Origin of the sequence: Sphingobacterium sp. WOUb80, assembly GCF_050058145.1 — a bacterium.
Lineage (GTDB): Bacteria > Bacteroidota > Bacteroidia > Sphingobacteriales > Sphingobacteriaceae > Sphingobacterium.
On the sequence record NZ_CP165617.1, the window covers coordinates 5,387,241 to 5,402,014 of the forward strand.

10 protein-coding genes are annotated in these 14,774 nt (G+C 39.0%); 7 read left to right on the forward strand and 3 right to left on the reverse strand.

Annotation, left to right across the window (positions count from 1 at the left end; translation table 11 throughout):
* Positions 1-3: 3 nt before the first annotated feature.
* From AB1Z56_RS22290 to AB1Z56_RS22300, 3 genes are all read right to left on the reverse strand, one after another.
* Positions 4-2,721, reverse strand: a complete 2,718-nt coding sequence (locus AB1Z56_RS22290) for a TonB-dependent receptor (RefSeq protein ID WP_309359681.1) — start codon at positions 2,719-2,721, stop codon at positions 4-6.
* A gap of 86 nt (positions 2,722-2,807) precedes the next feature.
* Positions 2,808-4,247 (reverse strand): fimbrillin family protein, encoded by a 1,440-nt coding sequence (locus AB1Z56_RS22295; protein WP_426790218.1) that lies wholly within the window; start codon positions 4,245-4,247, stop codon positions 2,808-2,810.
* A 37-nt stretch (positions 4,248-4,284) separates the two neighbouring features.
* The gene (locus tag AB1Z56_RS22300; protein ID WP_426790219.1) at positions 4,285-5,832 is read right to left on the reverse strand and encodes a fimbrillin family protein; all 1,548 of its coding nucleotides are present in this window, start codon (positions 5,830-5,832) and stop codon (positions 4,285-4,287) included.
* A 221-nt stretch (positions 5,833-6,053) separates the two neighbouring features.
* On the opposite strand from AB1Z56_RS22300, the gene AB1Z56_RS22305 reads away from it, so the two are divergent.
* From AB1Z56_RS22305 to AB1Z56_RS22335, 7 genes are all read left to right on the forward strand, one after another.
* The gene (locus AB1Z56_RS22305; protein ID WP_426790220.1) at positions 6,054-7,175 is read left to right on the forward strand and encodes a clostripain-related cysteine peptidase; all 1,122 of its coding nucleotides are present in this window, start codon (positions 6,054-6,056) and stop codon (positions 7,173-7,175) included.
* Between the two features lie 160 nt (positions 7,176-7,335).
* On the forward strand, positions 7,336-8,040 hold the full coding sequence (locus AB1Z56_RS22310) for a hypothetical protein (protein ID WP_426790221.1): 705 nt from the start codon (positions 7,336-7,338) through the stop codon (positions 8,038-8,040).
* An 89-nt stretch (positions 8,041-8,129) separates the two neighbouring features.
* Complete coding sequence (locus AB1Z56_RS22315) at positions 8,130-10,106, forward strand: DUF4836 family protein (protein WP_426790222.1); 1,977 nt, start codon at positions 8,130-8,132, stop codon at positions 10,104-10,106.
* Between the two features lie 175 nt (positions 10,107-10,281).
* Positions 10,282-11,082, forward strand: coding sequence for a tyrosine-protein phosphatase (locus AB1Z56_RS22320; protein WP_426790223.1), 801 nt, complete (start codon positions 10,282-10,284; stop codon positions 11,080-11,082).
* 270 nt (positions 11,083-11,352) lie between these two features.
* Complete coding sequence (locus AB1Z56_RS22325; RefSeq protein ID WP_426790224.1) at positions 11,353-12,936, forward strand: DUF3843 family protein; 1,584 nt, start codon at positions 11,353-11,355, stop codon at positions 12,934-12,936.
* Between the two features lie 268 nt (positions 12,937-13,204).
* Positions 13,205-13,759, forward strand: coding sequence for an RNA polymerase sigma-70 factor (locus AB1Z56_RS22330; protein ID WP_309359697.1), 555 nt, complete (start codon positions 13,205-13,207; stop codon positions 13,757-13,759).
* A 56-nt stretch (positions 13,760-13,815) separates the two neighbouring features.
* On the forward strand, positions 13,816-14,772 hold the full coding sequence (locus tag AB1Z56_RS22335; RefSeq protein WP_426790225.1) for a FecR family protein: 957 nt from the start codon (positions 13,816-13,818) through the stop codon (positions 14,770-14,772).
* Positions 14,773-14,774: the final 2 nt, after the last annotated feature.

Below are 14,774 nucleotides of genomic sequence, written 5' to 3' on the forward strand. Positions count from 1 at the left end.
AAATTAAAATCTATAGGATACATTCATAAAACAATTGATTCCTTGCATATAGTAATATTTGGACGCAAACTTATTTGGTGCCGTAATATCCAGACGTGCATTTTCGAAACCACCTGTTCGGATGTTTTTGTTGTTTAATACGTTGTTGACCGCTAAATTGAAGTTCATCGACTTGCGATTCTTCAGATAAAGGATTTTGCCGATCGATAGGTCGATGGTTGTGCTATTTTTGAACTTTTCCTGGTCGGTCAGTATATGATAGGCGCCATCGAGTTCCGGATCGTACGGATTGATCGTGCTGTAGTTTGACGCTAACTGACGAAGTGGAGCTTTCGATAGATACATATCGCCGGCATAATTTACATTTGCTCCAAAAAACCAGTAGTCAACGAAATAGCGGATACCTAAAGTTCCTGCAGTCTGTGGCATTCCACCAACATAATAGTTGTTGAGGTAGACCATTTCGCGTTCATTATTGATCAATCCATTCTCTGAGTTTTGTGCTCCCATTGGATTGTTGCTATAATAATACTCAGCTTTTGTTGCGGCAAGATCGACACTCCAGTTGTTGTCAACTTTATAGGTCAATCCCAGTTCTACACCTCTGTTGACCTGATTCATATCTTTTAGACCATGATTGATGAAGGTCCTTGCTGCATCGTTGTAGTAACTTTGTCTGCTGATAAGATCTGTAAAGTTGGTCTGAAATACCGATAGGCGGCCATTTAGTTTTGGCAGTGAGAAGACATAGCTGATATCTGTAGAGAATATCTTCGCACTTTTGAGGTCTTCAAATGTGAAATCACTTACTCTTGGCGAGATATAGGCATCATTGGCCAAAGGCGCTTTGGTCTGATAGCTAATTTTGGCGTTTAATAAATGACGGCCATTGAATTTGTAGGTCATCCCACCTTTAAAGGCATAATCAAAAAAATGGTGTTCCTGCCCTTTTCCGTAGGAATTGGTTGGGAAACGTCCGTTTTTCATGTAGCCTACGCGTTGAAAACTTGTGTAAGAAAGCTGGGTCGCGTAGAAAAAGTCGATGTTCGAATACGTGTATTCGTTTTGTAGCCAAGCATTCGCAGATTTGATATTAATGTTGTAACGGTATCCAAAAATATCATCTTTGCGTGCCTTAAAGTTGGGGTTCAGCAAGTCATTTTGGCTTTGCCCCGTGTTTTGACCAAAGTCGCGTTCAGAGAATTTGTCTATATCCAGAACATATTCAGCCCCCAACAGATCCGCTACAGTTTTATATTGTTGCGATTGAGAACCTTTGGCACCGATACCGAGCGTCAATTTAGCATGTTCGTTGATGGTTTTATTAAGCGTAGTATTGAAACTACTTTCCAATAGGTCGCTATGGCGTTTCTCAAGCATATAGATGGCTGCACCATCGTTGATTTTATTTTCTAGCTTGTTGACGAGGTATAGGTTGTCCCAGTCCACTTGTGATACTTTGGCCGATTGCCAAAGATTACTGTAGTACTGATTTGTTATGGAATCTGTAAAATAGCTTGGTAAATTGCGGTAGTAGTCAGGTCTAGGGTCTGGACCGTTGTACCAGTTGAGTGCAGTACTGGCATATTTCCCATAATGTAGCGATATCCCTGTTGTTAACTTTGTATTTTGATCTATTTTCCAGATATGTGAAAGGATTGCGGTAGGGTCATATGCTGTCACTATCCGTGAATTCCTGATTTTTCCGTCTTGATAACCCCAGTTGGGATTGTACAGATTATTGTCTAGCAGGTCATAAGCTTCCTGGAAAGAACCTGATTGTTGACCACGCTCTACGGGTGAACCAAAGGTGACTAAGGATAAGCTATGTTTACCTTGTTGGAATTGCTTTTCGATGGACAGGGCATAGGAGAAGTTCTTGTAAAATGTACCTTCAATATTTCCCTTGTCTGCATAACGGCCACCGATTAAACCTGTAAATGCCCAGCCATTATCCATGAGTCCTGTTGAGTAGCTCAACATGCCGCGACTATAGTAATTGCGGTTGGTATAGGTAGCTGTTGCCTTTGCGCCTTTCGCAAAGGTGCTGGCGCGCATATTGATATTTTCGGATCCGCCGATGGACCCGAATGTAAAGGTCGAGGCATCCATGGCATTGTCTTGGTCTCCATTTCGGGTCAAATCATTGATGGCTCCAATGGAAGCGTAGTTGAAGACACCACGCAACTGGTCGTTAAAGTGAACGCCGTTGATGTACTTTTGTTCGTAGCGGTTGTTGTATCCGCGGAGGCGGAAACGGAATTGAGACAGCTGATAACCAATTTTGTTGACGTATACGTCGTTGGAAAGAATAATCTTGGCTGCGATATTTTGATCGAAAGATTCGTTATCATCATCCAATAGATCATCGGCAGCCATGCTTAGTTGTACCATGTTGTCGTTGTCGGTACTTGGAAGGACGTAGATATCTTCTATTTTAAGTAGGCCGGAGGCCGGGATCTGGACGGTGATTTTGGTCTCTTGGATATTACCGCCTGTGATCAGGATGGTTTCCTCACCCGAGTTTAACTTCGGTAGACTGAAGTTTCCTTTGGAATCCGTAACAACTGTTTTTTGATTTTTCTCAAAGACGAGACGTACATTAGAAAAAGGTTCTTTGCTCACTTGATTGCGCACAATACCCTGTACATTGGCCTTTTGGGCAAATATAGGTGTGCTGGCAGCAGATAAGAGCGCAAAAAGTATGTATTTTTTATACATAGCTTGAGGTTAAATAGTGAAATGTATTTAGATGACAAATGCAACACATGTTAGATGTGTTGCATTTGCGTATGTTTTATTGTGATTTATTTTAAGCCTACAAGAGCTAAGTCGTCAACCCTTACCCCAATCGTGTTTGCCGCGCCGGCAACAGCTATTGAAATGGTAGAAGTTGCGGGAATAGTAGTTTCTGCTGCCAAATCGATTTCTAATGGATATTTTGTGTTTGTTTTATAGCCATTTGCATCAGAAAAAACGATGGATGCAGGGGAGTAGTTTTTTCCATTGAATGTAATGACAATATCTTTGGCATCAAATGCTGAGGTTGCTGCATTGCTATTTACGCCAAAAGAAAATTTAAATTTCAATTTATTCGCACCGGCTGTATTGATACCTGCTACAGTGAATTTTGCGTCTGCATTAGCTGGTACCCAAATATTATTGTCATTAAAACCAGTATAACGAATCGATAACTTACCAGCATCTAACGTGTATTTTACAGCTGTGTTTGACCAACCTGTGAATTTATCAAAATCTGTGTTAGCGGCGATCTTCTCTGTTCCAAATCCTTCCTCATATAGAGTTTGTTCAACCGGATCTGTTGTGCCGCCACCATTATCTTCATCTTTGCCGATAGTATAAGAGCCTGAAGGAACATCTGTCCAATCAACAATACTTCCTGAGGCGACAACAGCTGTATTATTACCGGCTTCTTCTTGCAAGGTGATATTATAGCTGTATTTTTTACCTGCTTCATAAGTTGTTGATGATGGTAAAGTCCAAGTATAAGTCTCATTACCAATTTTAAACTCAACTTTTGCTCCTGCAACACTAGCTACAGGTAATAAGATGGTTTCTGCTGTTGTTGTCGTTGTTCCAGCGGTTGTTTTTGCTTTGATAGCGGCTGGGTTGGCTCCTCCTGCTAATGTACCTGTTGCTAGGTCGAAGTTGGCAGTTGTATTGAATCCATTGTAGGTTACTGTAAGACCAGTTAAAGAGCTTACGCCAGTTCCGGCGGCAATCGTCAATTCAATTTTACTTAGTTTGTGGCTAAATTGTAATTGGGCATTTGCTGTATTTTTATTGGCACCAGTTACATTATTAGCATACATGAAGTCAATTTTGTTTTGTTGCGTTTGATCGCTCACATTGACTGGGTAGACATTGTTGCTAATTGTTGTTTGATAAGGATAGTAGGCAATGAAATCTACGTTGGAACCATCAGCAGGATAAGAGATTTCTTCTGTAGTGCTATTCGCTTTGAAGTTTCCGTCTCCACTTGTCGTTACATACTGTTTGTTGCTGGCCAATGCATTGCTTAAACCGCTGCCGGTTTTCATGAAAACACCGATAGCATCGTTGCTTTCCCAGTTTGCACCAGCTGCTTTGGTAGTAACTTGATTGGAGATTGTTGAAGAAAAAGTTACCGCTTTGGTAATTTCTTGTTCTGAAACAGGTGCCTTTTGGCAGGAACTTGTAACGGCTGCCGCCGCAGTCGCTAGGAATAAAAGTTGGTTTACTTTCATAATTAAAATGAATTGATATGACTAAGTCGTTTATTAATTATTTCCAAATAGAGGTGTTAATATTTCCTTTTTGAACATCATTTAGATCAGGGAAAAAAGTGAATCCGGTAGCCTTTTCTAGGTCGCTTACCGATAATCTATAATTTTCGAAGGTTACTCCAGAAGGAGGAGTTTCATTATTTATCTTATAGGCAATGGTATAATATTCGGATCCTTTTTTCATTGCTAGTGCTTTGAAGTAATATTTGGGTTTGGCGATATCTTTGCCATCATTGTCCTGCGCGAAATCCAATACAGTATTGGTACTTGTTGTAGGCATTGCTCCTGTTACGACATACATCGTATCACACTGTGCCGTCCAGGTTCTGACTTTCGTTTCCAGGTTTGCCCAAATACCTTGGTTCAGACGCGAAGCTTGTGCGGTCATGTTGGTGAAGTAAAACGTTGTTTTATTTTGGGTTGTATTTAAGTTGCGGTCCGCACTTGGTAATTGGTGTCCTCTGTCGTAGCCGGTTGGCTTGAAACCATTAAATAAATTAGGTTGAAAAGCCGTAGAGACTTGCGGATCATATCCCCATGCATCTGTGCGATTGCCCGATCCTAAAATGCTGCTGTATAACGGATAAGCTACCCAATATGCCATTTTTAATTTTTTGTCATATAACATAGCATAGTTTCTACTGTCACTTGCGTCTGGCATAAAATGCTGTATAAAAACCTCATCATTGCTGAGACTGTTCATCTTAGGGATTTCCAGATAGGCTTGTGAATCACCGATTCCACCGCTCGGTTTACCGTTGTCGATTTTGATGTCAAAGCTGTATCTGTTGCCTGCGGTCAGTTGCTTTAGGTTTTGATTTTGTGGTACGGTCCAGGTATAGCTATCGCCATTAGAAGCAATAAACTTAATTGCCTTTCCGGTGATATCTTCACCCGGAAGGAGTATAAATTCAATTAAGGCTGTTTTATTCGCATTTACCGTTACTTTTCCCTGAACATCCTTTTTATCCGTTGAATTAACCGTCAATTTTCCAGATGTTAAGTCGAATCCCCCTTGGGTACTTACTGCCGGTAATTTAACAGTAATCTGATTTGCCTCCAGTGCGGCAGTATTGGTAATGGAGAGATTGATGCTGATTTTGCTCAATTGGCGCACAAAAGAAAGGGGTATCGTATTGTTGCTCTTGTCGATGTTTTTGGCATTGTTGGCATACATCAGATCTAGAGCTGATGGGTTGGATTGGTCCGTTACATCAATGGGGTACTGGAAATCAGTAAGCGATTTGTAAGGATAATAGGCGATAAAATCCACTTTTTCATTGGGCAGGAAAATTGAGCTGCTACTTTGAAATAGTGACCCATTGAAAGTAAATACCTGATTTTTAACTTGGTCAATGATGGATGCTGCTCCTAGGGGCTGACCAGATTTGAACATGTATATGCCGATCTCATCATTTTTATCCCAGGAAGTTCCTGTCGCTTTTGTGTTGATTTGACCAACGATGGTCGGATTGAATTGTACTGCCGATTGTTCAATTCTAGATGCAGTTTTCTGGCAGGAATTAAACGTAAGCAATGCAATCATAATGTAAGCTATCCGGAATATGTTTTGTTTCGGGATAGTTATGATCTTGTTAATCATATTGATAGTTAGTGTTTGTTAATAAAGCAATGACAAAAATACTTAAGTTAAGTTAAATTAATGTGAACCTTTTGTGTTCTTTTGTGTAATTAAATATTTATTTGATGTATCAGTTTGATTTTTAGGTATATTTGTTGCGATTTAATGGTGTTTTGATAAATTCTATGGTATTTAGATTATTTGCGGTGTTATGCATGTTATTTGTTATTACTTTAACTAGTTGCAATAACAAAAAAGATGTTGTAGACGAGCGAGATAGCCGTGTTGTTTTGGTTTATATTGGTGCCAATAATAACTTGGTGTCAGATGCCTACAATAGCATCAATGCGATGGAAGAGGGCATGGTAGGACTGGATGCCGATGTCTATGTATATGCCGCTTTGGCTGGCACCACACCCAAAATTTATAAAATTGTAGCAGATCAAAGCCCAGAGATCAAGAGCACAGTCATCAAATCTTACGGCGATCAAGATTCAGCGAACCCTGTGGTGATGAAACAGATTCTGTTGACCATGAAAGAATATGTCGGCAATCGTCCATCGGGGCTTGTTCTATGGTCACATGCGACAAACTGGCTTCCGAATGTTGGGGTCAAGTTGATGTCTTTTAATGAAGATCGCGGAAATAAAACGGAGCTGCGAGATTTGGAGACGATTATTCCTTCCGGACTTGATTTCTTAATGTTTGATGCTTGTTCAATGGCAAGTGTCGAGGTCTTGTATCAGCTTCGGGAAAAGGCCAAATACACGATTGCTTCACCAGCGGAGGTATTATCAACCAGTATGCCTTATGATTTGGTACTGAAACACTTGGTAGACCCTGATCTTGAACGTGGACTGAAATCTACTGCGACAACATATTTTAATTTTTATAATCAATTAACGGGACTCTATCAGTCGGCTACCATTTCTGTGGTCAATAATGCCTATTGGTCAGATCTCGCAAATAACGTCCATATTGCGCTGACGAAGTCCCCCCTGACAACCATCTACCGGGATAACTTGCAACGACTGGATTTTGATGATAAGTCCTTATCTGCAGGTTTTGATTTTCTTGATTTTGTGCATCAGAATATGTCGCCATCTGAGACAACCACTATCGAGGCTACAGCTTCGAAATTGGTTATCTATAAGGCGAATACGGCAACTTTTCTAGGTAAACCCATTTTGCGATATTCTGGGTTATCTTGTTATGTTCCTAATGATTTAAATAAGTGGATACACCCGTATTATAATACGCTTCAATGGGCTAAGGATAGCGGTTTTAATTCTTTTGTGAAGGAGTAATGTCATAAATTCGATTTTCTTCATTTTTCCCTGAAATCAGGTAGTAAAATGCGTGCTCGCTTTTAATAAATTTGTCAATAAGAAAAAAATAGCACAATGTTTGCTGTTAATGTCAAAACATATATTGATTTGACAAATTATTAATCGTTACTGGATTGTAATGAACGGAATATTTAAAGCGAAAAGAAAATTGAAGAGATTTTATGTGGTCCTCTGTGCCTTTTTAATGACATTGACATTGTCGAGCTGTTTTGATTTTGTTGAACAGATCGATTTAAAATCGGATGGATCCGGGCATATTGCAGCGACATTAAATTTAAGTAAGAGTAAGACCAAGGTGTCTTCTTTAATGAAGATGAAAAGTATCAAGGGAATTCAGATACCTTCCCAGGCTGATATGGAAAAAGAGATCCGGTCTGCTGTTCAGCTGCTCAAGCAGGCGAAGGGCATTTCCAATGTGCAATATAAAACAGATTTTACCAATTATATCGTTAATATTTCATGTGATTTTAGTCAGATAGAATCGTTGAATGCCTTTTCAGATATATTAGCCAATCGATTTAAAACGAAGATATCGAACTCAAACCGATATTATTTTAACGCACAGAGCAATGTATTTGAACGCAAATTTGCGGCTTCTGCTGACTGGAAGACAAAATTCAATCAGCTGGGAAGTGATAATACGACCCAATTTGCAGATGCATTCTATACGCAGATTATTCGTTTTGAAAGACCAGTAGTTTCGCAGGCAAACAGTCTGGCAAAGGTCGCGGGAAATAAAAAGGGGGTTTTGCTAAAACTACCTTTTATGGATTTGGTCTATGGTAAATCGAGCTTGGCAAATAAAATCACATTAACAAAATAAACCTAATAACATTGGTGAAACCGGAGATGTTTAATCGATAACATATTGATGAATAGCAATTCTGGGACAGCTAAAAATTTTTATATAAGATGAAATCAAAAATTATACTGGTAGGATTGGCCTATTTGTCGTTTATGGCAAATGTAAAGTCGCAGGATCTGATCAAACAGATTCCCGAAGATGCTGAAATTATTGCGGCGTTCAACGTGAAAGATATTGTACAGAAGGCAAATGCAAATAAGCTGAACGAGTTGCTTCAGAAAACTGGTTTTTTTGAGAAATCGGGAATCTCAGCGAGCAATGATATTAAAAATTTGGGGGTAGATCTATCCCAAACAGCCTATTTTTATACAAGGAAGACCGATAGTATCAGTTTTACGGAATTCATATTTTCTTTGGACAACAAGGGGCAATTTGAGAAACTGCTTCATGAGGCGGGAGAACCCAAGGCATTTGCCAATGGTTATACGAGCATAGGTCTCAAAGCAGGCAGTATGTTGGTGTATAACGATCGTGTTGCACGATTTATTTCGGCGACAACGAATACCAACTTCTTAGACAACGATTCAATTGCTAATCATTATGGAATTAAAAAGGTTGATTACGTCGCACGTCCATCTGACGACGATGATGAAGCTTGGGCAGATACAACAGTTGCCGCCGTGGATTCCGTTGCTGCAGTTTGGGATGAAGATGAAAAACCGCTTGCCGTTCCGGTGGCGCCGCCAGTTGCTATCGCCGTTGAACCCGATACGATAGTCGCTGCGACAGAAGCATTCCCTCCGGTTGCTGATATTGCTATAGGTGATGCGGTTGAAATGCATGATCCTAGTTATTATGATTCGCTTTATACGGCGTATGAAGATCAAAATCGAAAAAATGATTCTATTCGAAATGGATTACGCGATAAATGGTTGTTGAATGAGGCTAACCGTTTGCTTTCGGGGAATTATAAGTCCCTGTCAAATGCAGATCGGGAGAAAGTTCTAAAAAATCTAGGGCTTATTCGATTGTATGTTCCTCATGTAGAGGATTTATATCGTGGCCTTATGCCTTATACCACCTCTCTTCCTTATTACTACATGGGGATCAAACTGGATAAGTTCAAGACGGGTTATCAAGATGGCCTATTGGATTTAGTGCAAGAGGGGAATGTGCTGAAATTAAAGGGATCTGTGGGGTTAGATAAAACCCTTGCTGAGATGACCAAAAGAATGTATGCGCGAAAACCTAATTCGAAGTTCAGTAAATATTTAACGGATAAAACCTTAGGTTTTTTTAATGTGAATATTAATTCGGAGGCTTATCTGAGAGAGATGCCTGCTTATATGGCAAAATATTATAGCGGTTTATTGGGGCCTCAACAGGATGTCGTAGAATGGGGGCTGATGGCTCTTGAAATAGCGCTAGATGAAAAGGCCATTGCCCAGGTGATGCCAGGAGACCATTTGGTTGTCGTGAACGGTCTTCGGAAGTTCAAAAAAGACTATATCGATTACACCTACGACGATGATTACAATGCAACCGAAGTGAAAAAGACAAAGGAAGAAACACTTCCTGTATTTATCTGGATGTTTACATCGAAGGATCAACGTCTGATTAAAAAGGGGTTAGAAATGGCCGTTTCAAAGAACGTTGGGCAGATTCATGATGGTATTTATGCTTTTTCAACAAAGAAAGCCATGGATTTCCCAATGTATGTTCTTCTGAAAGAAGATCTGGTTATGGTCAGTAATGATTCGTTGTCTTTGAATGATATTCGTCAGAATAAGATGAATGCTCCCGCAAATAAAGACTTTGTAAAACTGATGAAGCAAAACAAGATGTCTGCGGCCATTGATCTGCAAAAGCTACCCACTATGTTAAAGGAAATGGGGGTTACACCTGGTAAACAATGGGAAGAAACACTGGCGCAACTTAATCAATATGGCAGTACAGCACTTACTTCTAAGGGCGTAGTTGGCAATCGTGCTGAGGCTGAAATGTCGACAAGATTGCCGCAGACCAATGATGGTGCGATCAGTTATTTGCTCGATCAAATTTTGGCGGAATTAAATAAAAAGTAACTAAAAGGAGTTCCCAAACAATTTTATTACGCTATTGTTTGGGTTTATTTTGTAATATTATGGTTATATTTTTATAATGTTAAAATAATATTAAGATCGTTTGGGTTGTTTATAGTATTTTTGACATTTAACAGAATAAGTAAACAGACAAAAAAAAGATTTTATACATCACGATATGGGGATATTTTCAAAACTGTTTGGAAACAAAACTCAGGATTCAAAAGTAAAGGTTGTCGGTAAATTGGCTTTCTTGGAGGTGGATATGCATAACCATATCCTTCCTGGAATAGATGATGGAAGTCAATCAATTGAACAATCATTAGTATTGTTGAAAGGGCTTGGCCGAATGGGCTTCGAGAAATTTATCTGTACACCGCATATTATGGATGGTGTACATCCAAATTCGATTCGTACGATTGAAGCTGCTAAAGATAAATTACTCGCTGGTATAGTTGGGGTGCCCAATATGCCAGAAATTCATGCAGCAGCTGAGCATATGATTGATGACGGAATAGTGAATCTCATCGGATCGAATGAACTCTGTGTAATGCCTGGTGGTTATGTACTTATTGAGATGTCCTATTTACAAGAATCCAAAGCGCTATTTCAAACGATATTGGATATACAAAATCTCGGTTATCAACCTATTTTAGCACATCCAGAACGTTATAATTATTATCATTACAACTTCAACATGTATAAACAGATTAAGGACGCTGGTTGTATGTTGCAGCTTAACTTGCTGTCTATCAGTCGGTATTATGGTGTTGAGGTGAAATCGGCAGCTTTGACAATGATTAAATCTGGGATGTATGATTTTGTGGGGTCAGACGCGCATCATGAACGCCATTTGGCCGCTTTGGAAGATGTGGTGGCTAAATATCCTGTACGTGATTTACTCAAAACATGTCCCATATTGAATCCGTCATTGCAAGACCATTTGGGAAGTAATAAGAATGTGATCGCTACTGGCTAGCATCAAAATATATTAATTGGAGAAAGAGATACCCTTTTAGGTATCTCTTTTTTTGTGATAATTCTATCTGTCCTGGCAGATACCGCCTGCTTTTAGTCCAGTTAGTCTGCTTTGCAGTAAGGACGTATTTTAAATTTTACGAGGGATTCTTGGCTGTTATTTGCTGTTTGTAGTTGCTTTAACTCATGTAGATTATTTTCGTTCGCGTTTGTGTTTTGCACATATGGATATTTCGAAAATTTGGCTACTTTTGGTTTTAGCATTTTTCATATGAGAGGAAACAGAATTTTTATTCAAGACTGGATAGCACACCATACTTATCAAAAAACAAACGAAATAGATAGTTATTACTTACGTGTTGCAAATGAAATCAATGATAGTTTATCTACACTATGGTTTGAGGAGCAAGAGACAAATGATCTCATTCATACAGATGCTTTAAAGACATTAAGTATCTATCTGACATGTTATTTAGAAGACGTTATTGCGAAAACAGGAATTTTTGCTGCATTTCGGACGATCCATACAGAACTGTACAATCAACTTTTACCTTTCTATCCTAATAATGACTTAACGGACTATTATGCTGAGGATATAAATAGTGAAGATATTGCTGTATTGACTTGGTTATTTTTCAGTGAACGTAATCCCCATTTATTTATTGATCCCCGTGGTCGTTTGATCCAATTGGTTACAGATTTGGCCTATTCGATCTTGGAAGAACATTATGAAGTTGCTCCTGAAAATGAGAAGCTAAAGCAAGAATATGTTTTGGATGAGGATGCGAACTATTTCGAGGTCCGAAATTTTATTGAGAAACTTGTCGCTACAAATTATCTGACGGCAGGTGAATATAATACCAATCTCAATCATTTGATGCAAGTTGCAGAAATTGGACGGTATCAACACGATCAGAATCAGCTCCAACAGATGATCTATCGTGTTCGAGACAACCATTTCAATAATTATAGACTGCATTTGTTTGCATTGAAGGCATCTGAATTTGTCGCTGAAGTGATTGGGAAAGAACATCCACTGTATCGTCTTGTCAAAACATTGGGCAATCGTATTAATAGCTTTTTTGAATACGTTAAAACGGATGAGCTGTATGTGCATGTAAAACATATCGGTACAAAAACTGCATTCAAAATCTTTAAAGATTCTATACAACAATTTGTTGAACCTACGGAAACCTTATCTTTCTATATGGAAATTGTACCTTGGCAAGATGCATGGAACTTATCTGGAATTATGACTGTTGTCAACGCCGAGGAGATAAATTTTGACTTACCAGAGCAGTATGAGATGACGTATCGAATAGAAGCCATGCATGGTAAGGATAAGAGCTTGAAGAAAACGGAAAAGCAGCTGAAAGATATGGGTAAATTATTCCAGTCAGAACATAAGGCAGCTGTCGCATTTATGGAAGGGAAAGATGTTAGAGAATTTGCTGTTGATTTCTTTAAGAAATATCAGCAAAAATATCCAAGTAAAGAGGAGTCTCCTTTGCCGGAGCCAAATTTGGATATTACGGAAGATGCCAAAGTTACTGTATTCTTTAATCCAAAGACAGGATTGGAGGTTTTTGGTGGTATTGAGGAGTTCTTCCCATTGAAGCATAACAGCTTTGTAGAGAAAGATGGTCAAAATGAAGTACCTTATGCGCGGTATTTTCTAAATCTTTTGGTTGAGGATTTCTTCCCTAGCGAGCTGCCTAAGTATTATGTCAATCTATTCAAGGCAGATGTGGACAAGCAGTTCTTTTTTCCTCTGAATGATGAAGTACTTGATTTCTTTCTCCGTTTCTATAAACGAGGAAGCTATTTCTTAGGCCCATTTCCGCTGTTAAAATAACAAGCTGTAATTTATATTCCATAGAAATAAACAAAAAACCATGGCTTCTGCCGTGGTTTTTTGTTTGTGCAATGCTATACATTCCCTGCATAGGGAAATGTTCTTTACGTATTTCATGATATTGATGTTAATTTAATATAAAATAATTATAATTAAAATGTTATCACGAGCTATTTTTCGGACTGCGATCCAAATGTCCCATGCAATTCATTGGAATATTTCAAAAAATTCTAACTAAACTTGTACGATCAATTATATGTGATGAAGCATGCCTATTGAAAATAACAGTGATTTGGATTTTAAAACTTTCTTTTTGTCGTATAAGGACAAAGTGTATAAATATGCCTATTTACATCTAAAAGAAGAGCCAGCTGCCGCAGATTTGGTCCAGGAAACATTCTCTAGAATCTGGAAAAAATGGGCAGAATTGGATGGAAGTAAAAATCCACAATCTTATCTCTATACGATTGCCCGGAATCTTGTATTTGATGAACTTCGGAAGCAAAAGGTTCGATTCCAATTTCAAACTACAGATGTCGATCATACCCAATTAGTGGACAATTCGAATGAGGAAACCATCCGATTTAAGGATTTGGAGCGTGTTTATCGGGAAGCTGTTGCAAAACTTCCAAAGGCGCGTCTTGAAATTTTTCTTTTGAGCAAAGAGGAGTTTTTGGACAATCAGGAGATTGCGGATAGACTCGGTATTTCTGTCAATACAGTCCGGGATCAATTGGTGAAGGGCAATAAATTTGTCCGTCAATATATTCTTGATCATTTTGAGATTTCAATAGCCCTATTGATTTTTTTAAATATTTTTTAGAGCAGGGTCGTCTTTGTGTCCTTTAGGTACGTATATGTATTTAAAGACGGATAGAGATGATGAATTCCAAAATAGCTGCTTTATACAAAAAATTCCTAAGGGGGGAGTTAAGTCCCGAGGAAACCGCTATATTTCTTGATTTACTTACTTCGTGTGAAAGGGATGAACTTCCGGACCTGGATGAGGTTGTTGCGTTGGATGACCGTGATTGTGAGCTGAACAAAACAACTTCTGAAGATATTTTCTTTGCGATTACAGGTACACCGTTGCGTACACCTACAGTGTCTATTTGGAAAAAAAGATGGTCTGTTATTTCTGCTGCTGCCTGCACGCTGTTGATCGGTCTCGCCTTCTTATTTCAATTTAAGTTTGAGGGGCAGCATAAGAATACGGCCTATGCAATTGTCCATTATTCCAACCCAACAAAATTTGTGAAGCGGCTTGTACTCCCAGATGGTACACATGTTTCTCTTCGGCAAGGAGCGAAGATCGAATTGCTGTCAGATTTTAATACAGACAGTTTACGTCGTATCAAACTTTCAGGCGAAGCTTTTTTTGAAGTCGCCAAAAATCCTGAACAACCATTTGTGATTGCCAGCTCCGGCGACTTTGATGTTCGCGTATTGGGTACTGCATTTAACTTAAACTGTTCGCAGGGCCACAGCCGCCTGGTGCTGAATCACGGCCGGGTGTGTGTGTCTCGCGGGAAGGAACATTCCATTGTGCAACCTGGGCAGCAAGTTGCTTATGATAGGCAACAAAAACAATTTGATGTATCCAAAGCGGATACGACCATTGCATCCAACTGGAAGAGTGATCTCTTGTCATTTAAAGAGGTGCCTCTTTCCCAGATCGTGGCCGATCTCAATAATCTTTATCCTGACAGTCATCTTGAATTAATCGATTCTTTCCAGACGGAAAGCTATACCGGTTATCTACCGGCAAGTGATCTAGAAAAGTCGCTTACGATGCTTAATACTGCTTTTAATCAAATAATTATCTATAAAAAGTAATT